The sequence below is a fragment of the Pedobacter steynii genome (assembly GCF_001721645.1).
Lineage (GTDB): Bacteria > Bacteroidota > Bacteroidia > Sphingobacteriales > Sphingobacteriaceae > Pedobacter > Pedobacter steynii_A.
Genome location: NZ_CP017141.1, coordinates 4,391,791 through 4,413,416 on the forward strand (window position 1 = coordinate 4,391,791; position 21,626 = coordinate 4,413,416).

A 21,626-nucleotide genomic window follows, 5' to 3' on the forward strand; every position below is an offset into this window, starting at 1 on the left:
CGATACCAATATGAAGCTCCGGATAAACCGCAAGTCGGCTTTTTTACTCTCTCTTTCTTTAATTACCGGGTCGGCTTATAGCCAGGTGCCTGGTGATGAAGATAAGGAAATGTTTAATCAGGCCAGGCAGCGTGATGAGCGGGCTATAGATGTTGCCAAAACAGGTTGGTGGACCGAATCCATGAAGCGCCATGAGCAGCGCATGCAATGGTGGAGGGAAGCTAAGTTTGGTATGTTTGTGCACTGGGGCCTGTATTCCATGCCTGAAGGGGAATGGAAAGGAAAGGTGGTAAGCGGTTATGCCGAACACCTGATGAGAAAGGAAAAGATCAGCAGGGCGGCTTATCTTGAGCTTGCCCATGAATTTAATCCCCTGAAATTTAATGCGGAAGAATGGATCCTGAATGCTAAAAAAGCAGGGATGCATTACTTTATCGTCACCGCCAAGCACCATGATGGTTTTGCCCTGTTCGACTCCGGGGTTTCTGATTTTGATGTGATCGATCAGACCCCTTTTAAGCGTGACCCAATGGCGGAACTTGCTGCGGCAGCTAAAAAACACGGAATGAAATTCGGTTTTTACTATTCCCATGCTTTCGACTGGGAGCATCCTGATGCACCGGGAAACGATTGGGAGTACCAGAATCCGGGCGGAGACCGGCTGATAGGTGGGGCAAACTGGTTCGATAACCATCCGGAATGGTTGCCTAAAGCAGTAAAATATGTAGACCAGAAGGCGATTCCTCAGATTAAAGAATTGATCCGTAAATACCATCCGGATATCCTTTGGTTTGATACCCCTCATAAACTGCCGCTTTCCGAAAACCTGCGTATTCTTCAGGCCATCCGGGAAACGGACCCGGATATTGTGGTCAACGGACGCCTGGCCAGAAGTACCTCCGGAAATTTTGGTGATTACCTGAATACCGGCGACCGCCCCGCAGAGCTGCGTACCGTAGCGGGCGATTGGGAAGCGATTCCGACAACGAACGAATCTTATGGTTATTCGAAACACGATAACAGTCATAAGCCAGCAAAATTCTTTATTCAGCTGCTGGCCAATGCGGCTTCAAGAGGGGGTAATATCCTGTTGAATATCGGCCCGAAAGGAGACGGCAGTTTTGATCAGAAAGACAGCCGGATCCTGGATAGCATCGGCAGCTGGATGAAAACCAATTCAGTCGCAATATTCGGAACGGAGCGTTCTGCTTTGCCCATTCAGTCATGGGGTGTAGTTACTCAGAAAGAACAACGTCTTTACCTGCATGTATTTGAATGGCCTGAGGATGGAAAGCTGGTGCTCGCCGGATTGAAAACTGCAGTAGATGCTGCTTATCTGATTGCAGATGAGTCTGAAACCAAGCTTAATATAAAGCGTTTAAATAGTTCGGATCTGAGTATTGATGTTCCGGCTGTAGCTCCGGACGGATCGGATGCGGTGCTGGTATTGGAGCTGAAAGCTCCGGTAAAAGCGGAGGGTACGCGCTTGCTGTCTGTCCGAAATACCAACAGACTACTGGCCTTTGATGCCAGTCTTCATGGCAAAGGTTTTGGCTTTGGGGACGGGAAAACTGACCGTTATTTTGTGGATGGGTGGAAAAGCAAAACGCAGTCCCTGTCCTGGGATTTCAGGACTCCACAGCCAGCGGAATATCAGGTCCTCATCAAATACCTTTCCGCTGCAACAGCCGGAGGAACGTACCTCCTTCAGCTGGGGGATTTTAAAAAGGAACTTTCCGTCATCATCCAAAAAACAGGAGTGGTGACTCAGGATATAGGCACTATAAAATTAAATAAGGGAGCGGCACAGCTTAAAATCGCTCCCCTTCAGGTTCCTGGAAATGAACCCATGAAGTTGCTGGAAATTCAACTCATTCCTTTAACCAAATGATCCTTTTAACTAAAAAGCTGAATAAATCCAATCGTATAAACATCAAGAACATAAAACAATGAAAAGATATCTCTTTACCGTATTAGCCCTCTCCGTATTACATTCCAGCGCTTTTGCACAAAAAGTAAACGTTAAAAAGGTTTTTGATAAAGCTGCCCGGCAAACGCAGGTGATGTTGGGGGAGGTTGATAAAGTAAAACACAGTTCGGGAAAAACCGGATTGGTGTCTCCCAGGACGATTGAACACGGAAAACTGAAGCTGGTGGCCTCCAAAGACTGGACAAGCGGCTTTTTTCCGGGGGTATTGTGGTTCCTCTATGAATATACCCAACAACAACACTGGAAGAAAGAGGCAGAGAAATTCTCTGCCGATATTGAAAAAGAAAAACTAAACGGCACTACCCATGATATGGGGTTTAAAGTATTCTGCAGCATTGGTACCGGTTTCCGTCTTACCAATGATGCACATTACAAAGAAGTAATCCTTCAATCCGCAAAAACACTGAGCAGCCGTTTTAACCCGAAAACAGGGGTGATTCTTTCCTGGGACCATAGCCGTGATAAATGGGTAAATCCGGTGATTATAGACAACATGATGAACCTGGAGCTGCTTTTTGAGGCAACCCGCTTAAGCGGAGATTCTTCATTTTATAAGATCGCGGTAAGCCATGCCAATACCACGATGAAAAATCATTTCCGTCCGGATTACAGTTCTTATCATGTGATTGACTATGATCCTGCAACCGGAGCGGTGTTGAAAAAGAACACCCATCAGGGCTATAGTCATGAGTCGGCATGGTCCAGAGGACAGGCATGGGCGCTTTACGGATATACCTTGTGTTACCGTTATACCAAAGATCCGGTGTACCTGAAACAGGCAGAACACATTGCTTCTTTTATCCTGAACCATCCGAATATGCCAAAAGACCTGATTCCATACTGGGATTTTAATGCACCGAATATTCCGGACGAACCAAGAGATGTATCGGCAGGGGCTGTGATTGCTTCTGCACTCTATGAGTTGAGTGACTACAGTGATCAAAAGAAACTATATCAGGAAAAAGCGGGCATCATGCTGCAAAGCATGGCCAATATTTATACCGCAAGGGTAGGGGAGAATAAAGGGTTCATCCTGACCAGCAGTACGGGATCAAAACCTTCAGGTACTGAGGTCAATGAACCGCTTTCCTACGCGGATTATTACTACCTGGAAGCATTGCTAAGGGCAGAGAAGAGGAAATAGAAATTTGTGGCAGCCGGCCTTTTTACAACCAATAAGACGAATTAACCAAATACTAAACTATATACATTAAAATTATGAAAACAAACCATGTAATGATTGCTGTATTGATGAGTGGAGGCCTGTTATTGTCGAGTTGTAAAAAAGAAAAAGAGCCGGATGCTGCTCAAAAAGATCTGGCCAGCGCTGCTGCTGATGTCGGAATCATGTCTGTCCTCTTTAACGGAGATGCGAGTAATGGATCTTCAAACGTTTGGAAAGACATTAACATTGAAGGAACAGGAACTGTGACCACCGTAAATGATGAAACAGGTACCCTGACCTGGAAATTCCTGAAACCTTCCGGAAGTCATCGTACCGAAGGACATGGTGCTAAAAATTATGAGGCCCAGGATGGAGATGAGATCTATATTGGCTGGACGAGCAAAATCTATATGCCTTCCACTTTAAAGACAGATGCGCTTTTCCAATGGAAATCTTATCCTACCTCAGGTTCTTTACAAAACCATCCGTTTATGGTCAGGACAAAAAATGGAAACCTGGAACTTCAGCACTTTGATGACAATCATGTGGCTAGTGTTCCATGGTCTACTCCACTTTCTACGAGTACCTGGCTGAAATTCGTGATCCGTATGAAAGTTTCCAGAGATGCATCCGTTGGATTTATCGAATTCTGGTATAATGGGGTAAAACAAACCCTTTCCAATGGCAGTCAGCGTTTATACTGCAGAACACTGGATGTAGATTATTGTGATCCTAAATGGGGAGTATACGGTGGAGACACTTCACAGGTAACCCATTTTGTGAAAAAGATCAGAATCGGCTCTACCTATGCTGATGCTGCACAATAAACGAAGCATTAAAAGTTAAAATTGCTGAACCATAAGCCAATTGAATAGATCGCCCTCAAATAAAAAGAAGTTAAATTAGAAGACTCAATCAAACCATTTATAATCGTTATGCGCAAAATATCATTTTCCCTGCTTCTGGCATTTTCTATTTTTATTCAACTGGCTTATGGTCAGCAATCCATTCCTAAAGAGGAGCGCATGGCCTGGTGGCGCGAAGCGAAATTCGGGATGTTCATCCATTGGGGGATCTATGCCCAGTTTGCAGGGGTTTATCGTGGAGAGGAACAAAGAAGAGGCGGAGCGGAATGGATCATGAACAGGTCCAAAATTCCCGTTGCGGAATATCAGGAAATGGCGAAAAGCTTTAATCCTACAAAATACGATGCCGATGCCTGGGTAAAAATGGCGAAAGATGCCGGGATGAAATACCTGGTCATTACGGCAAAACACCATGATGGATTTGCTTTATTCAATTCAAAAGCGAGCAAATGGGACATCACTGATGCGACACCTTATGGTAAAGATTTGTTAAAACCCCTGGCAGTTGCCTGCAAGAAATATGGACTTAAACTAGGCTTTTACTACTCACAGGCCCAGGATTGGAACAATCCGGGTGGTGCAGCAGCGAGAAAAGTGATGAGTGAAGGATGGGCAAACCCGGATTCTGTAAAAGTTGATGCGTATACATTGGCCAATAAAGGCCACTGGGATCCGGCACAACAGACCAGAACCTTTGATCAGTACATTGATGAGGTTGCCGTTCCACAGGTAAAAGAACTGATGACCAATTATGGCGATATCGCGGTGCTATGGTGGGATACGCCGACAAATATGACCGATGATGCCGCTTTAAAGCTTCAGAATGCCTTAAAAACACAACCTTATATCATTACCAACGACCGCTTAAAAAGACCCAACTTCCCTGGAGATACCAAAACTCCGGAGCAGAAAATCCCAAATCAGGCAGAGCTGGATGGTCTGGATTGGGAAACCTGTATGACGATGAATGGTACCTGGGGATTCAGGACTTCAGATCATAAATGGAAATCCAGTGAAACACTGATCCGCAACCTGGCTGATATTGCCTCAAAAGGAGGGAATTACCTGCTGAATATTGGTCCGAAACCCGATGGCACCTTTCCGGAAGAGAGTGTGAAGAGATTAAGTGACATCGGAAAATGGATGAAAGTGAACAGCGAATCGATCTATGGAACAAAGGCGAGCCCATTGTTGCCTTTAGACTGGGGACGCTGCACTAAAAAAGAAACTAAAAACGGAACCACACTTTATTTTTCGGTGTTCAACTGGCCTGCCAATGGTCAGCTGCTTATTCCGGGTATAAAAAATAAAGTCCTTTCTGCCAGATTACTTGCTGGAAAGGGGAAGATTGCTGCGGAAACAAAAGGAGCTGATCTGCTTTTAAAACTCCCTGCCCAGGCACCTGATGCCATAGCAAGTGTGATTAAAGTAGAGTTTGAAGGTAATATTGCCAGTCAGCATACCGACCAGCCGAAAAAAGAAATGAAAACCGGTGCATTAGACTAAAGGAACATGAAAAAAATTATGACTATGGGGCTTGCCCTGCTGCTGATGAGCAGTAGCTGGAAAGCACAGGCAAAGGACTACCGGATCAGCTCGGCTAAAGAGCTGGATGCCCTTCATTTAAAAGCCGGCGACAGGGTGCTGATGGCGGAAGGAGAATGGAAGGATCAGCAGCTGAAATTTAAAGGCAATGGAACGAAAGGTCGGCCGATTGTTTTGATGGCCGCAAATCCAGGGAAAACCATCTTAAATGGAAACTCTACCCTGGATATTGATGGTTCCTGGTTGCTGGTAGAGGGACTTGCTTTTGCCAACGGGCGTTTAGATTCCGGAGAGGTCATTAATTTTTCCGAAAAGTCTTTTTCCTGCCGTCTTACAAATACTACGGTTACCGATTACAACGGAGCCAATGATCAGGTGGACTATACCTGGGTTTCCTTAAGGGGGAGCCACAATCGCGTAGACCATTGCCTGCTGAAAGGGAAAAATCATCAGGGGGTAACTTTGGTGGTCTGGCTTTCTGACAAGCCGAATTACCATCAGATTGACCATAACTATTTTGGTCCACGTCCGGAACTGGGCAGAAATGGTGGAGAGACCATCCGTATCGGAACCAGTACCTGGTCATTTTACGATTCCTTTACCGTAGTGGAGCAAAATATCTTTGACCATTGCGACGGGGAGATCGAAGCGGTTTCTGTTAAATCCTGCAAAAATACCATTCGCAATAACCTCTTTTATGAGTGCAAAGCGACCCTGACTCTGAGGCATGGGAACCACTCTGAAGTCTACGGAAATTACTTCATTGGGAATGGGAAACCAGGTACCGGAGGAGTCCGGATTATAGGAGAAGATCACCTGGTCCGGGATAACTATTTTCAGGACCTGACCGGAACGGGAAACAGCGCTGCAATCTCTGTAATGGCGGGCTTGCCGAACCCAATTCTGGTGAGTCATTGGCAGGTGAAAAATGCCCGGATTACGGACAACCTGATCCTGAATTGTAAGGAGCCTTTTGCCATTGCTGCGGGCTACAGAACGGACCGGTATTTACCTGCTTTGAATACCTATTTTGGGAAGAACATTATCGTCGGCAACACAGAACCTTTGAAATGGTATGATGAAAAAGTAGTAGTCAATTTTGAAGGCAATCAGATCCTCAGTGCTTCCTTTTCCGGTCAGCAGGGTAGGGGATTTGAACTTAAAAATGAGCAGCTGAAAAAGACGGAGTCTGGTGTTTTTTTAAGACCGGGACAAGCCGATTTTAAACCTTTCTGGGAATCAGAGCAGATCGGACCATCCTGGATTTCTAACTTAAATAAAAAGATCATCATAAATTAGTTTTTTATTTGGTAAATAGTATGTTATGTTTTTTGTAAAATAGCGTATTACCAAAAGTTATGACTAAAAACAGCTCAATATCTCTAAAAAATACATGAATAAATCAATTTTTGCCTTCCCGTTTTTGCTGATGGCGTTGCCCATAAAAGCACAGCAGGTTTCTCCGCTGTGGCTGGATTTTGTACAGGCAAAACGGCTTGGAAAAACTCCAGTGCTTCCGGATTTCTCTTATGCCGGTTACCATTGGTCTGAAAAAAATCTGCCTTCCCTGGAAGACAAAAAAGTGTTTAGAGCAGACGATTACGGAGCGGTTCCAAATGATGAAAAATATGATGACGAAGCGATCCAGAAAGCGGTCGATGCAGCGGAAGCAAATCCTGGTGGAGGCGTTGTTTTTTTCTCTCCCGGAAGATACCTGATTGCCCCCGATTCGGACGCTAAAAAACAGATCCGGATTTCCAAAAGCGGGATCGTTTTAAAGGGGAGTGGAAGTGCCGTCGGAGGGACCGAAATTTACCAGGAAAATATGCGGATTAACGGGCGTCAGTTTCTTTTCAAACCTTCCGGCGAAGAGCCGAAAAAGCTGACTACAATTGTGGAAGATGCCGGCAGGGAATCCTATGCTGTTGTGTTGAAAGATGCCAGCCAGCTGAAAGTCGGACAGGACGTGGTGATCCGCCATAGAAGTGAAGAATTTACGAAACTGTATTTTGCTCCCCTCGACCTGAAACCGCAATGGTCCAGGTTGTTTGGAACAAACGGTGGAATGCAGGTTTATGAGATCCACACCATTGAAAAAATCGATGGAAACAAGGTTACTTTTAAGAACCCCCTGCACCTGGATATTAAAATGGTCAGCTCTGCAAGCTGGACTTTGGAAAGTTTTGTCTCCCTCTCCGAATGTGGTATTGAAGACCTGCTTTTCTCCAGCAACTGGAAAAGTTATCCCGAAGAGTTTATCCACCATAAGAATGAAATTCATGATTATGCCTATGAGGCAGTTGGAATGGAATACCTCAAGAATAGCTGGATCAGGAATTGTGAGTTCCATGACCTCAATGAAGGTGTTTTTATCCGCTCCGGCTATCAGATTACCATTGAAAATACCCATTTCAGAGGAAAGAAGGGACACGCCTCCATTCATGCGCGGACAGGCTATGGGGTGCTGATTAAAGATTGTTCCTTCAATGGGGCACAGCATCATGGGGCAGGAACCGGTTATAGTGCCGTAGGGACGGTCATCACCCGTTGTTCCTTAGGAAGGGATCAGAACTTTGATATCCACTCCGGACAGCCATATGCGACTTTGTATGATGACATCAGCGGTGGGGTGTTTTACAACCTGGGTGGTCCCGAGCCTGGTCATCCGCACCATGGTAAACAATTGGTGCTCTGGAATTTTCAGCACCAGTCGGCCAAAGATCAACATTACAATTTCTGGGACAAGAGCAAAAGAAGGAACTACACCATCGCTGCTCCTATATTAGCAGGCTTTACTTCAGACAGATTGGTTACCTTTGAAAATGCAGGAATAAATGAGTCGCAGGGAACACCTGTTCTTCCCCGTTCTTTATTCGAAGCACAGCTTCAATTGCGGTTAAAAGGTACCGATATCGTAAAGAGCAGATAAAATATATGTTCATGAAAATTTTGTTTAAGTATTTCTTGATATTGGCGTTGTTTATTTCTGGGAATCAGATTTATGCCCAGTCAAAATTTAAGATTGCCTGTGTCGGCAACAGCATCACCTACGGCTCCGGATTGAAGGATCGTTTAACAGCGTCCTACCCTGCCCGCTTACAGGCTTTGCTGGGCACTTCCTACGAGGTTTCAAACTTCGGTGTAAGCGGAGCAACGATGCTGAAAAAGGGGAATAAGCCCTATTGGAATACCCCGGAATATCAGCGGGTACTGAGCGCCTCCCCGGACCTGATTTTTATCAAATTGGGCACCAACGACAGCAAGTTGATCAACCGGGAGCAGATGCCTGGATTTGAAGCCGACTACAAGGAAATGATCCGGACTTTTAAAGCATTGAGCAGTAAACCCAGGGTGGTTTTGCTACTTCCGATCAAGGCCTTTTCGGATGAGAAATTTGGAATTTCGGGGAGTTATCTCAAAGCAAGCATGATTCCGGTGATTCAGAAAATTGCCTATGAAGAGCAGCTGGAGATCCTGGACCTCTACTCCCTGTTTGCAGATAAAGAAGCGCTGCTGGCCGATAAAATCCACCCTAATGCAGTAGGGGATAACTTTATTGCGCTGAGGCTGGAATCTTTCCTGCGTCAGCAGACAAAACCTGGAAAAGCGCTTTCCAAAAAGATCAGTGTTCCTCTTCAAAAGGAACAGTTTTATGGATATGAAGTCCTTAATTTTTCATTTCAGGGGCGTAGCGCAAAGATTGTACAGCCAAAAAAGGTGGCTAAAGGCATGCCCTGGATCTGGAGGGCAAGGTTCTGGGGTCATGAACCTCAGACCGATATTGCTTTGCTGGAAAGAGGTTTTCATGTGGTTTATTGTGATGTGGCAGAGCTATTCGGCAATCCCGAGGCTATCCGCATCTGGAATGGTTTTTATGCGTATCTTAGGAAAATGGGTTTTGCCAGGAAAGCTGTTCTGGAAGGAATGAGCCGAGGCGGTGTGTATGTCTATAACTGGGCCGCTGCAAATCCGGAAAAGGTGGCTTGTGTATATGCCGATAACCCGGTACTGGACCTGAAAAGCTGGCCCGGTGGAAAAGGGCAGGGACCAGGGAGTAAGGAAAGCTGGAATACTTTCCTGACAGATTATGGTTACGAGACGGAAACCGCCGCTGTGGTCTTCAAAGGCAGCCCTATTGATCAGATTGAGGCTATTGTAAAGGGAAAATATCCGATGTTACACGTTTGCGGTGATCAGGATGAAGTGGTTCCGATGTCGGAAAACAGCCTTCCCTTTGCGGAAAAGATCAAACTTGCCGGAGGAGACATTCAGCTGATCCATAAACCGGAAGGCAAACATCACCCGCACAGCCTTGCTAATCCTCAGCCTATTGTTGATTTTATCTTAAAGGCAACGGGTTATTAATCTTCTTCAATTTAAGTTAAACTTAATGTGAGTTCGTACTGCGTCCGGAGCTCCTTCGTACTGATTCCAGTACTACTCCAGGGTGGCTGCAGGCCTGGTCCACCTTTTCCTGTAAAAACGTGGACTCACTGTGGACTCAGTGTGGACTTACTGTGGACTCAGTCCGGGCTCATATCGACCCGAATCCGGAGGGATACCCTCCGGTCTTGCCTTAGGGTTTTAATACTTTTTATGGGGGTGTACTGGATTTTTCAGTTAAATCTGTCTGATGTTTAAAGATAATAATTTATTTATAAAATAAATCTGGCGCTTTATTTAGTCAGTTTGCGGGCATTTAATTGTGCCTGAAACAGAGATGCGGGTTGCAAACCTTTCTGATCCTGACCTTCCCATTCTCCATCCGGTTTATCTTTTAGTCGCCCGGACAGTTTCTGGCCCTGCAGGCCTATCGAATAATTTTTGCCTGATACCCAGGGGTTTTGAATGGCCGCGGATTTCACTTTGCAATTCCAGACCACCTGTGTTACTCCGGCCCAGCCATGCCCGCTTCCCCAGTTTCCGCGGTCCTGAACGTTAATCTCTCCGTCGGTATCGATGTTATCGTATAAGGTTCCGCTGGCCCAGCGGTGATGAGGGCCGATATCGGCATGGGTATTTCTGGATTTGCATCGGTAAAATACATTCGGGCCGCAGGTCTTGGCTCCGGTTACGTAATCGTGCCTGCCTTCTGTGGTTTCCAGGTCCATAAAAAGGTTTTGCTGCCCGTTATTATTGAATGAATACCTTTTTCCGCCCGTAATCACTGATTTTGCATCCAGACATCTGGAATTCTTTACGGTGATGTTCTTTGCGCCGCCATCCAGACTAACGCAGGCATAGCCAAAAAAGCGGGAAGTGACACCTGTAACCCATCCGTTCTCGATGTGGTTAAAGTCTGCCGCGATCCAGCCATGATCTTCATCTGTATCGCTGGCATATTCGGATTCAAAAAGTATGTTTTCTATCCCAACCTCGCTGATTCGGCCCTTGTATTCGTATTTGAAGATGTTTCCACCGCCGTATTGCTGATCCATAGCCATGACTACAGGATTGTCAATGAAGACCGTGTTGCCCTGAATGCGCAGGATCTCACGCTCATAGCTGAGGTTATAATCTGCCCCTGTCCACTGTTTGGTGCCTTCTCTCGCTACAATCTGATCCATTTGAAGGTCATGTATCCACTTGTCTGTTCCTGGTCTGAACAGGATAATGCGATCGCCGGTTTTTAAGCCTTTCGAATCACTCACTTTGAAGGATTTGGCTCCTGTAGGTACATATTGGTCGGTAATCTGAACCCTGGTTCCGGGGATTTCAGTGATTTTTCCTTTACCCTGTATTTTCAGCAGGGAGCGCAATCCTTTTCCGGATGCAATCAGCCTGGTTGCATCTCCTTCGCTTCCGGCACCTCTCAACACAATGCCGCTGGTTTCAATTGTTAAAGTGCCGGCAATGGAATAATCCCCTTTTGTCAGAAAAATGGCACCCCGATGTCCATTTGCATCAGCCGGCAGGGCAGAAACCTCATTTATTGCGTTCTGGATCATCTTTCCTGCATCTCCTTTTACAGGATTCAGGGTTTTAACGACTTTCAGTTTAGGAATGTTTTTTAGTCCGTGGTGATAACCTACTCCGCTAAAATCGGGAATGGTATTGCCTTTTTCGTCCGGATGATACTTGATGCTGCCGTCTTTATTGATGCTCAGGAACCTGGAAGTCCAGGTGCCGCTATGCTGGATAAAAGAAAAGAGAAAGAGGCTGACCGGGAGGATCAGCAGGCAGAAAATGGATTTGTATTTCATCAGAATTCGGATATTATCGTTTGTAAATGCAATACCGCGATAATATCCGAATTTCTTATTGCTCATATGAGCAGTTTAATCAACCGGATTGGCATTTATATCTTCATGCGCTGGATGCGGACGGCGTTGAGGATGGCCACCAATGCGACTCCTACATCGGCAATTACCGCTTCCCATAGGGTGGCTACGCCACCTGCACCAAGGATCAGGACGATTATTTTTACACTCATGGCCAGAATGATGTTTTGCCACACCACACTTCTGGTCACTTTTCCAATTTTAATGGCCGAAACGATTTTTGAAGGCTGGTCATTCTGAATCACGATATCGGCAGTTTCAATAGTAGCATCACTTCCAAGGCCTCCCATGGCGATTCCTGCATCAGCCAGTGCCACCACAGGTGCATCGTTTACCCCATCTCCAACAAAGGCGATGGCTCTTCCTTCTTTTTTAAGGTTTTCCACTTTTTCTACTTTGTTTTCAGGAAGGAGGTCGCCAAATGCGAAATCAATTCCCAGAAAAGCAGCTACTTTTGCCACCACGCTTTGCTTATCACCACTCAGCATGACGGTTTTGATGTTCAGGGCATGCAGGTCGGTAATGGCCTGTTTAGCATCTTCTTTAATCTCATCGGCAATGGTGACATATCCGGCAAACTGCTGATCGATGGCCACCACCACTACAGAGTCTACAATGGCATCCACTTCTTCAGGATAGGGGATATTGTGTTTTTTCAGAAGTTTGGCATTGCCAGCCAGCACCTCTTTGCCGCTGATCAGCCCTTTTAAGCCGTGTCCTGCAATTTCTTCCACCTCGCCGATATGATCCAGGTTCGGTTCCGTTCCGGCGTACTGAGCGATCGCTGTTGCGATCGGATGGGTAGATTTGCTTTCTATGGCGGCAACCAGCTGTATAAATTCTTTTTCTGCGATGCCCGCGGTAACGACTTGTTGCACCTGAAATACTCCTTTGGTCAGAGTTCCGGTTTTATCCATCACCACGGTATCAATTTTTGTCATCACATCCAGGAAGTTAGAACCTTTAAACAGGATTCCATTTCTCGAAGCCAGTCCGATTCCTCCAAAATAACCCAATGGAATAGAAACGACCAGGGCACATGGGCAACTGATCACCAGGAAGACCAGGCCGCGGTAGAACCATTCTTTAAAGCTGTAATCGGCTACAATGAAATAGGGAAGGGCAACCACAAGCAGGGCAAGGAGGAATACAATTGGCGTATACACCTTGGCAAAACGGGAAATGAATAGCTGGGTTTGTGATTTTCTGGCCGTGGCATCCTGTACCATTTCCAGAATTTTGCTCAGCTTACTGTCTTTGAAAAGAGATTTTACCTGTACCTGTGCCAGCTGGTTTAAGTTGATCATTCCGGCCAGGACCTGTTCGCCTCTGGCTTTGGAATCGGGTTTTGATTCACCAGTCAGCGCTGCAGTATTGAATGTTGCCTTATCAGAGTATAAAGTTCCGTCCAGGGCTACTTTTTCCCCTGGTTTTACCTGGATGATTTCTCCGATCTGCACTTCTGCGGGGGCAATGGTACTCACTTTCCCATCGCGGATCACATCTACACTTTCCGGTCTGATATCCAGTAAAGCTTTAATACTTCGTTTTGCCCGGTTTACGGCAGCATCCTGGAACCATTCTCCAATGGAGTAAAATACCATTACCGCCACGCCTTCACTATAAGAACCGATGGCGAAAGCCCCCAGGGTAGCTACGCTCATCAGGAAAAATTCATTAAAGAAATCCAGTCTCAATGCCTTTCTGAAAGCCAGTTCCAGTACGTTATATCCGGCAAGTAAATAGGCAGGAATAAAGATTGCAAGTTGAATGAGGTTGTTAAAGGTGAGGTCAAAACCATATTCCAGGGTCAGCATCACGAGTACAATAGCCAGTGAGGTTAATAATGGCCAGTGATCTTTCCATCCTGAAGGGTCTTCGTCACCATGGTTGTGCCCGTCGTCATCGGAATGTTCTTCTGCGGCGTGCTGATGTCCTGTGTGGTTATGTTGATGTGGAGTACGGGGAGTTGCGGCACTGTGTTCTTCTGTGGAGCAGCATTCTTTAAGTTTCTTAGATTCTTGCATCGTCATAGATTTTGTACTACAAATGTACTTGCTATGACGATGCAATGCTATTGCAATGTTAGCCCGGATGACACTGATCGCAAATTCCTTTAATAATCAGGTTCATTTCTTCGCTCTGAAATCTTTTAGGCAGGGAGATTTCAGGAATCTTTGTATTGGGTAGACAGAAGGTCTCTTTACAGGTATTGCAGTAAAAGTGGACATGAAGGTCATGGTGATGATCTCCATCACAGTTATCCTCACATAGTGCATATTTCGTTGCACCGGTACCATCTTCAATGCTGTGGACCAGGCCTTTTTCCTCAAAAGTTTTTAAGGTACGGTACAAGGTAATCCGGTCTGAGGGGCCCATTCCTTTCTCCAGGTCGTTTAAGCTGATTGCCGCAACTTGTTTAGTCAAAAAATCCAGTACCAGTAAGCGCATCGCTGTAGGATTGATATCCTTATTTTTAAGCCGGTGTTCTATATCCTTTGTCATCGGTTATTTTGATTGTATGACGCGCTATAAGTTACCATTAAAATTTCTAAAAATTGTGGTTTCATGTGACTGGGGTTAATGGGCGTGTTCTGAAGGGCCTGAAGATTTGGATTGCAGGTAAAATGCGCCTTTAGTTACCAATCGTGTGTTTGGAGGTAGTTTTTCCAATGGGTTGATGTTGATATAACCCAATTCTGAAACTCCCGTTACGACTTCTACTTTTTTGAAATGAGTCCCGTGTCCGGCTTCTTTTGCTCCTGCTTTTTCTTCTTCCTCCACGATGAAAATGTATTCCTTTCCTTCTGCTTTTACTACTGCATCAATGGGTACTGCAGGAGAAAGTGCTGTTCCTACGCTGATCAGTCCGGTTACGTACATTCCCGGGATCAGGTTACTCAATGGTTTGGTAATGACTGCATGAACAATGACCCCTTTGGTATCATCTTCAAAAGATTTGTTGATCCCGTTTAATACCCCTTCAATCTGCTGATTTTCCTGGTTGGTTAACCTGAAACTTACTTTCTGACCGATCTTCACTTTAAAAAGGTCTTTTTCATAGACCAGCAGATCGGCATGGATCTTGGAATTGTCTACGATATCCATCAGGGAAGTCCCGGGCTGGATGAAAGATCCGGTGGTGACCGAAATCGTTCCGATTGTACCTGCAATTGGTGCAATAACCGGAATTTCTGAGGTGATTTTACCGGAAGCAACTTTGGAAGGAGAGATACCCAATTGTTGTAGCTGACGTTCCAAAGCCTTGATTTTGGATAACTCCGAGCGGTAATTTGCTTCGGCAAGCTGATGGGATTTGCCTGTTCCAGCATCTGCCGCTTTTAATTGCTGCTGGCGTTTATATTCTGCTTCCACAAAGCTGAACCCGTTCTTTGAAGAAAGGTAATCCTGTTGCAAACGGATCATATCCTGATTCTCCATAATGGCTAATACCTGTCCTTTATGCACTTTTTGGCCTTCCAGAACACTGATTCTGCGGATGATCCCACCGGAAAGCAGATTTACTTTGGCTTCATTTTGTGGAGGTACGGCCAGTTGCCCGCTTGCTTTTACCACTGCGGTGAGGTTTTTCTCTTCAATTTTGCCGATCTGAATGTCTACAGCCTTCATTTGCTGTTCCGTCAATTCGATCTCATCACTGTGTCCTTCTTCGCCATGCCCTTCTCCTTCATGGGCTTCAGCGGTTTCTTTTGCGGCTGGTTTTGCTTTGTCGCCGGTGCAGGAATTCATACTGATGCTCATCGAAAGGGCGATCATAAGGGCGAGAGGGAATTGTTTTTTATATCGGTTCATCTGATTATTCTCCTTTGATAAATGCTAATTGAATGGTAGTTTGGTTTAATTGATTCAATGTCTCCAGGTAAGTGATTTTACTTTGCACGGCCAGAGAGATGTTCTGGACATACTCCATATAGCCGATTTCTCCAAGGTCAAAAGACACCTGGGCAATGCGCAGCTGCTCTGCAGCCTGTTTTAATCCTTCTGAAGTATAATAGTCTACCGTCTGTTTGTTTTTCAGGTATTCCTGAAAGGCCTGTTCATATTGGATTTCGAATTGCTGCTGTGTTTCCTGATACGCGGTTTCTGCGATCTGGGCAGCGATTTTTTCGCTTTTCACCTTTGCCCGGCCCGCGCCATTGAATAGAGGAACCGCAATGCCGAACTGAAGGCCTGCAATTCTGGTTCCGGGTGTATAATCCCGGTTCAGTTTTGCGGGGTCAAAAGAGCGGATAACCAGCTGCTGGCTATAGCCTAGGGTGAAATCGGGTAAAGCTTTAGCTTTTTGAAGTCCGATTTTCGCTTTCGCAATTGCGATCTGTTGCTGCTGAACATCCATCAATGGATTGGTGCTGTTGCCTAAAGCCTCATTCGTCCCGGGAGAAAGAATGGGAAGGCTTTTTTCTGCAAGAAGGATTGGAGCTCTGGTATTCAGCAGTTGCTGAAGCTGTAGTTCCTGAACCCTTAAGCCTGCTCTGGCCATATTTTTTAAGGTCTGTACCTCCTGATATTTGTTTCTTGCCGTCATGAGTTCCAGGTTGGAGGTTTCTCCGGATTTATACCTCACTTCTGCTTTCTTGATGAAGTTCCGGTATACACTGTCCTGAAAATCAAGGATTTTTAAACTCTCCTGGAAATATAGGTAATGGTAATAGGCAATTTTAGTATCTCTGATGATTTCAGCACGGGTATAGCGGGCGGATTGTTCGGAGAGGGCAGTCTGCAGGTTTAAAACCTTTTGTTGGTTTTTATATAAACCCGGCCATGCAAAAGTCTGGGTGACATTAATGGCATTGTCATTACCGCCCCCACTGGTAGGATCCTGAGAAAGGGAAAATTCTGTTTTCCCCGGGTCGAAACCTGTCTTTTGCAAGGCTTTACTATGTGTACTTCCCAGGTTGGCAGATTTTAGCTTCAGGTTGTTTTTTACCGCGATAGAAAGAACGCTGTCTAAACTAAGCGGATTATTCGTGTTTTGTACCCCGGTATTATTGCTTTGAGCCTGAGCGGAATTGCTGTTCGTTGTTAATGTAAAACCGAGGATTGCAAGAATGGCCAGTGCTTTTGCAGATTTTTCCGTTGAGATTTTTTTATCTCCAAACAGCAGGTATAAACAAGGCAGGACAAAGAGCGTCAGCAAGGTTGCCGAAAGCAGGCCTCCTATAACCACCGTAGCCAAAGGTTTTTGTACTTCTGCACCGGCACTACCCGATAAAGCCATAGGCAAGAAGCCCAGTGAAGCCACTGCTGCGGTCATGATTACCGGACGAAGTCTGACTTTAGTCCCTTCAATCACACGTTGATAGATATCTGTCATTCCTTCTTCTTTTAATTGATTGAAATATCCGATCAGGACAATTCCGTTGAGGACAGCCACTCCAAAAAGGGCGATAAATCCGACCCCTGCGGAAATACTGAAAGGCATGTCTCTGACTAATAAGGCGAATACCCCGCCAATCGCAGACAGGGGAACAGCGGTAAAGATGAGGATCGTCTGTCCAAATGATTTAAATGTGGCGTATAGCAGCCCCATAATCAGCAATAAAGCAATAGGAACCGCTATAGAAAGCCTGTTTTTAGCTTTAGTCAGGTTTTCAAACTGGCCGCCATAGGTCAGGTAATAACCCGATGGAAGCTTTAGTTTCGCATCGAGGATTTGCTGGATCTCTGAAACCGTACGCTCCACATCGCGGCCTTTGACATTGAATCCTACATAAATCCTTCTTTTTCCATCTTCTCTGGAGATCTGGGCCGGGGCATTTTTTAGTGCAATGCTCGCCACCTGGTTCAGGGGTACTTTATTTCCGGAAGGGAGGGGAAGGTACAGGTTTTCAATACTGGATATGTTTTCTCTGAGTTCTCTTTCCAGCCGGACGACCATTTCAAAACGTTTTTCTCCTTCAAAGATCACCCCCGCAGTATTTCCGGCAAAGGCGGTTTTCAGTAAGGTGTTGACCTCGGAAATGCTCAGTCCATATTGGGCGATCTTATCGCGGTCGTATTCTACAACAATCTGAGGCAGGCCGGTCACTTGTTCTATAAAAGGTTCATTTACGCCCGACACAGGTGCGATCAGAGCCGCAATTTTATTGGCCTGCTGGGTCAGTATATCCAGGTCTTCTCCGTAAATTTTGATGGCTACATCCTGACGAACACCAGTCATCAGTTCATTAAAACGCATTTGCATTGGTTGAGTGATTTCAATATTCACACCTGGAAGGATGGAAAGTGCTTCCTCTATTTTTTCCGACATCTCTGGTTTTGATGAGGCTGTTTTCCATTCTTCCTTTGGTTTCATTGCCACCATCATGTCTCCGCGTTCTACGGGCATGGGATCGGTTGGAATCTCTGCACTTCCGATTCTGGTGACCACCTGTTTTACTTCAGGGAATTGTTCCTTCAGGATCTTTTCTGCTTTGCCAAAGGTCTCTACCACCTGGGTGAGCGAGGTTCCCTGCGACATTGAGATTTCTACCGCCAGGTCACCTTCTTCCAGTTGCGGAAGGAATTCTCCTCCCATCTGGTTAAATACCCATAGGGTGAAGGCGAACAGCAATATGGCGAAGGCCACTGTAAGTTTCTTGAATTTCAGCACCAGTACCAGGGCGGGTTGATAAGCCTTACGCAAGGCATCCATGATTTTGTCTGAAATGTTCCTCTTGTGTGTGGTGTTCTTGCTCAGGAATAAAGCCGTCATCATCGGGACATAGGTCATGGACAGGATGAAAGCCCCTACAATTGCAAATACCACGGTCTGTGCCATTGGTTTAAACATTTTTCCTTCAATTCCGACCAATGATAAAAGGGGAAGGTAAACGATGAGGATAATGATTTCCCCGAAAGCCGCACTGTTCCTGATTTTGGAGGATGCAGTATAGACTTCTTCGTCCATCTGACTTTGAGTTAAAGGAAGTGCTTCATTGTTCGCATTTCTTGCACTTAACCTGAAAATAATGGCTTCCACAATGATCACTGCACCATCTACAATTAATCCAAAATCTATCGCACCGAGGCTCATCAGGTTACCGGACACTCCAAACAAGCGCATCATGGCAAAGGCAAATAGCATGGATAAGGGGATAACCGAAGCTACCACCAGACCGGCCCGCCAATTGCCCAGCAAGAGCAGAAGGACAAAAATAACGATCAGGGCACCTTCTATCAGGTTTTTCTGAACGGTACTGATGGATCTGCCCACCAACTCTGTACGGTCGATGAAAGGTTCAATAACCACCCCTTCAGGAAGTGATTTCTGAATCTGGACAATGCGTTGTTTGACGTTTTTGATTACTTCATTGAAGTTTTCTCCTTTTAGCATGAGGGTGATTCCTGCCACCACTTCGCCTTCACCATCCCGGGTAACGGCTCCATATCTGGTGGCTGATCCAAACTGAACGGTAGCCACATCACGGATCAGAATGGGCACGCCGCCCATATTTTTGACGACGATTTTTTCGATATCCGCCAGGCTTTTCACCTGACCAACACCCCTGATGGTATAGGAGTTGCTTTGCTGCTCGATATAAGAGCCTCCGGTATTTTCATTGTTGTTTTCCAGGGCTTTATAAATGTCTGCGATGGTAATGTTCAGGGAGTTCAGTTTGTCGTTGTCGAGTGCAATTTCATACTGTTTTACATATCCTCCCCATCCGCTTACTTCCGCAACGCCTTTGGTTCCTGCCAGTTGGGTCCGTACCACCCAGTCCTGCAAGGTTCTGAGGTCGGTTGCAGAGTATTTTTTCTCGTAGCCTTTTTTGGTATGGAGTACATATTGGTAAATTTCCCCCAATCCGGTAGTAATGGGGGCAAGGGTAGGCGAAGCCAGGCCTTTAGGGATATTGGCTTCTGCTTCTTTTAGCTGTGCGCCAACCTGTTGCCTGGCCCAATAAATGTCTGTTTCGTCTTCAAAAACAATGGTGATCACGGAAATTCCTGATCTGGAAATGGATCGTTTTTCGATCACTTCGGGGATATTGGCCATGGCCAGCTCTATAGGAGCGGTAATGAATTGTTCTACTTCCTGGGCACCTAAACTCGGGGCCTGGGTGATGATCTGTACCTGGTTATTGGTGATGTCGGGTACCGCATCAATAGGAAGTTTTGTTAAGGAATAAATGCCCCAGATGATGAGGGAAAGGGTCATTAAACCAATTGCCAGTTTATTCTTTATAGAGAAATAAATAATCTTATCAAACATACGAAAGTTTGTTTTATAGCCTGTTAAATGGCAGGAAGTCCTGACCATGAACAGATGGGTAAATAAATCGAAGAAAAAAAATGATTTACACCAACTGAGGCGGTTGCCAGATGTCGCCGGCAAATAAGATTACAGGAGAAATAGGTAATTCAGAATAACTGATTTCCTTTTTAAATGGAGCTGCAGATTGCACCAGATAAGCTACACTGGTTAGGGCAAAAGCCTGACAGCTGCTGCAATGAAAAAATGGAGAACAGGTATGTGAGCTGTTTTCAGCATCACAAGGAATCTCTTTTACCTGATTGTATTGTGCTTCCTGAGAACTGAGGTTAGCTTCATCGTCACAGCATGGCCATACTGAAAGGGCCAGAACGCAGAAAGTAAACAGGTAAGCTAAGTATCTCACATTACAAACTTATATATTTTTTTAAAATTGTGATTAACTTTCGTGTTTTTTTATTAGAACTTAAGAAGTTATCTCTTCGATCGGGCTGTCTCCTGACCTGGGATAGTATTTCTTTCTGAACCAGAAAGCAACATTGACCAATGCAATCAGGGCCGGTACCTCAACCAATGGCCCGATTACACCTGCAAAGGCTTGTCCGGAGTTGATGCCAAAAACGCCAATCGCCACGGCAATGGCCAGTTCGAAGTTGTTCCCCGTAGCTGTAAATGCAATAGAAGCGCTCCTTGAATAATCTGCACCAAAGTATTTTCCAGCAAAGAAGCTGCAAACGAACATCAGTACAAAATAAATGGTTAAAGGAATGGCAATGCGGACCACATCCATTGGAATCTGAACAATCAGCTCTCCTTTAAGGCTAAACATCACCACGATCGTAAACAACAAGGCAATCAGGGTGATCGGAGAGATAAAAGGTACAAATTTCTCCTGGAACCATTCTTCTCCTTTTAAACGAATCAGGCTATACCTGCTGATGATGCCTAAGGCAAAGGGAATTCCCAGATAAATGGCTACACTTTCGGCAATTTGCCCGATGGTGATATTTACTTCCAATCCTTTTAATCCGAATAAGGGAGGGAGAACGGTAATAAAAACATAAGCATATACACTGTATAACAACACCTGGAAAATACTGTTCAGGGCAATTAATCCGGCAGCATATTCCCGGTTTCCCTCTGCCAGTTCATTCCATACCACTACCATGGCAATACACCTCGCCAGCCCGATCAGGATCAGCCCGATCATATATTCCGGATAATCCCTGAGAAAGGTGATCGCCAGAATAAACATCAATACCGGGCCTACAATCCAGTTCAACACCAGCGAGGTGCTCAGCACTTTAACGTCTTTAAACACTTTTCCCATATTTTCATATTTCACTTTCGCCAGTGGCGGGTACATCATCAGGATCAGGCCGATGGCCAGGGGAATATTTGTGGTTCCGCTGGAGAAGGAATTGATCAGCTCCGAAGAGGATGGTATGAAGTAACCGGCACTTACGCCGATAGCCATCGCCAGGAAGATCCATAAAGTGAGGTAACGGTCCAGAAAACTAAGTTTTTTTCTTTCACTTACCGGAAAACATTGGTTTGCAGACAT

General features: G+C 45.4%; 14 protein-coding genes. 7 read left to right on the top strand and 7 right to left on the bottom strand.

Going from position 1 to position 21,626, the window contains the following annotated elements; translation table 11 throughout:
• The first annotated feature begins 10 nt into the window (after positions 1-10).
• The 7 genes from BFS30_RS18135 to BFS30_RS18165 all read left to right on the top strand — a co-directional run bounded on the left by BFS30_RS18135 (position 11) and on the right by BFS30_RS18165 (position 9,931).
• On the top strand, positions 11-1,891 hold the full coding sequence (locus BFS30_RS18135; RefSeq protein ID WP_069380583.1) for an alpha-L-fucosidase: 1,881 nt from the start codon (positions 11-13) through the stop codon (positions 1,889-1,891).
• Between the two features lie 58 nt (positions 1,892-1,949).
• The gene (locus tag BFS30_RS18140; RefSeq protein ID WP_069380584.1) at positions 1,950-3,134 is read left to right on the top strand and encodes a glycoside hydrolase family 88 protein; all 1,185 of its coding nucleotides are present in this window, start codon (positions 1,950-1,952) and stop codon (positions 3,132-3,134) included.
• A gap of 74 nt (positions 3,135-3,208) precedes the next feature.
• A complete protein-coding gene (locus BFS30_RS18145; RefSeq protein WP_069380585.1) occupies positions 3,209-3,982 on the top strand; it encodes a heparin lyase I family protein in 774 nt (257 codons plus the stop codon).
• 108 nt (positions 3,983-4,090) lie between these two features.
• Positions 4,091-5,527 carry an alpha-L-fucosidase gene (locus BFS30_RS18150; protein WP_069380586.1) on the top strand — a complete coding sequence of 479 codons (1,437 nt, stop codon included), beginning with the start codon at positions 4,091-4,093 and terminating at the stop codon, positions 5,525-5,527.
• A 6-nt stretch (positions 5,528-5,533) separates the two neighbouring features.
• Positions 5,534-6,865, top strand: a complete 1,332-nt coding sequence (locus BFS30_RS18155; RefSeq protein ID WP_069380587.1) for a polysaccharide lyase 6 family protein — start codon at positions 5,534-5,536, stop codon at positions 6,863-6,865.
• A 94-nt stretch (positions 6,866-6,959) separates the two neighbouring features.
• The gene (locus BFS30_RS18160) at positions 6,960-8,495 is read left to right on the top strand and encodes a DUF4955 domain-containing protein (RefSeq protein WP_069380588.1); all 1,536 of its coding nucleotides are present in this window, start codon (positions 6,960-6,962) and stop codon (positions 8,493-8,495) included.
• A gap of 11 nt (positions 8,496-8,506) precedes the next feature.
• Positions 8,507-9,931, top strand: a complete 1,425-nt coding sequence (locus BFS30_RS18165) for a GDSL-type esterase/lipase family protein (protein WP_069382515.1) — start codon at positions 8,507-8,509, stop codon at positions 9,929-9,931.
• Between the two features lie 311 nt (positions 9,932-10,242).
• On the opposite strand, the gene BFS30_RS18170 is transcribed toward BFS30_RS18165, so the two are convergent.
• From BFS30_RS18170 to arsB, 7 genes are all read right to left on the bottom strand, one after another.
• Positions 10,243-11,835, bottom strand: a complete 1,593-nt coding sequence (locus tag BFS30_RS18170) for a hypothetical protein (protein WP_237028600.1) — start codon at positions 11,833-11,835, stop codon at positions 10,243-10,245.
• Positions 11,836-11,864: 29 nt separating this feature from the next.
• Positions 11,865-13,874, bottom strand: coding sequence for a heavy metal translocating P-type ATPase (locus BFS30_RS18175; RefSeq protein WP_069380589.1), 2,010 nt, complete (start codon positions 13,872-13,874; stop codon positions 11,865-11,867).
• 58 nt (positions 13,875-13,932) lie between these two features.
• On the bottom strand, positions 13,933-14,352 hold the full coding sequence (locus BFS30_RS18180; protein ID WP_069380590.1) for a Fur family transcriptional regulator: 420 nt from the start codon (positions 14,350-14,352) through the stop codon (positions 13,933-13,935).
• Positions 14,353-14,427: 75 nt separating this feature from the next.
• Positions 14,428-15,660, bottom strand: a complete 1,233-nt coding sequence (locus tag BFS30_RS18185) for an efflux RND transporter periplasmic adaptor subunit (protein ID WP_083252105.1) — start codon at positions 15,658-15,660, stop codon at positions 14,428-14,430.
• A 4-nt stretch (positions 15,661-15,664) separates the two neighbouring features.
• Positions 15,665-20,062, bottom strand: coding sequence for a CusA/CzcA family heavy metal efflux RND transporter (locus tag BFS30_RS18190; RefSeq protein WP_069380591.1), 4,398 nt, complete (start codon positions 20,060-20,062; stop codon positions 15,665-15,667).
• 85 nt (positions 20,063-20,147) lie between these two features.
• Positions 20,148-20,468 carry a DUF6660 family protein gene (locus tag BFS30_RS18195; RefSeq protein WP_069380592.1) on the bottom strand — a complete coding sequence of 107 codons (321 nt, stop codon included), beginning with the start codon at positions 20,466-20,468 and terminating at the stop codon, positions 20,148-20,150.
• A gap of 60 nt (positions 20,469-20,528) precedes the next feature.
• A complete protein-coding gene (gene arsB / locus BFS30_RS18200; protein ID WP_069380593.1) occupies positions 20,529-21,626 on the bottom strand; it encodes an ACR3 family arsenite efflux transporter in 1,098 nt (365 codons plus the stop codon).

Excerpts from the sequence above, each read along its gene's own strand:
- BFS30_RS18170 (WP_237028600.1), bottom strand. The coding sequence starts at position 11,835 with ATGAGCAATAAGAAATTCGGATATTATCGCGGTATTGCATTTACAAAC.
- BFS30_RS18140 (WP_069380584.1), top strand. The coding sequence starts at position 1,950 with ATGAAAAGATATCTCTTTACCGTATTAGCCCTCTCCGTATTACATTCC.
- BFS30_RS18160 (WP_069380588.1), top strand. The coding sequence starts at position 6,960 with ATGAATAAATCAATTTTTGCCTTCCCGTTTTTGCTGATGGCGTTGCCC.
- BFS30_RS18145 (WP_069380585.1), top strand. The coding sequence starts at position 3,209 with ATGAAAACAAACCATGTAATGATTGCTGTATTGATGAGTGGAGGCCTG.
- BFS30_RS18165 (WP_069382515.1), top strand. The coding sequence starts at position 8,507 with ATGAAAATTTTGTTTAAGTATTTCTTGATATTGGCGTTGTTTATTTCT.
- BFS30_RS18180 (WP_069380590.1), bottom strand. The coding sequence starts at position 14,352 with ATGACAAAGGATATAGAACACCGGCTTAAAAATAAGGATATCAATCCT.
- BFS30_RS18135 (WP_069380583.1), top strand. The coding sequence starts at position 11 with ATGAAGCTCCGGATAAACCGCAAGTCGGCTTTTTTACTCTCTCTTTCT.
- BFS30_RS18190 (WP_069380591.1), bottom strand. The coding sequence starts at position 20,062 with ATGTTTGATAAGATTATTTATTTCTCTATAAAGAATAAACTGGCAATT.
- arsB (WP_069380593.1), bottom strand. The coding sequence starts at position 21,626 with ATGTCTGCAAACCAATGTTTTCCGGTAAGTGAAAGAAAAAAACTTAGT.
- BFS30_RS18155 (WP_069380587.1), top strand. The coding sequence starts at position 5,534 with ATGAAAAAAATTATGACTATGGGGCTTGCCCTGCTGCTGATGAGCAGT.
- BFS30_RS18150 (WP_069380586.1), top strand. The coding sequence starts at position 4,091 with ATGCGCAAAATATCATTTTCCCTGCTTCTGGCATTTTCTATTTTTATT.
- BFS30_RS18185 (WP_083252105.1), bottom strand. The coding sequence starts at position 15,660 with ATGAACCGATATAAAAAACAATTCCCTCTCGCCCTTATGATCGCCCTT.
- BFS30_RS18175 (WP_069380589.1), bottom strand. The coding sequence starts at position 13,874 with ATGCAAGAATCTAAGAAACTTAAAGAATGCTGCTCCACAGAAGAACAC.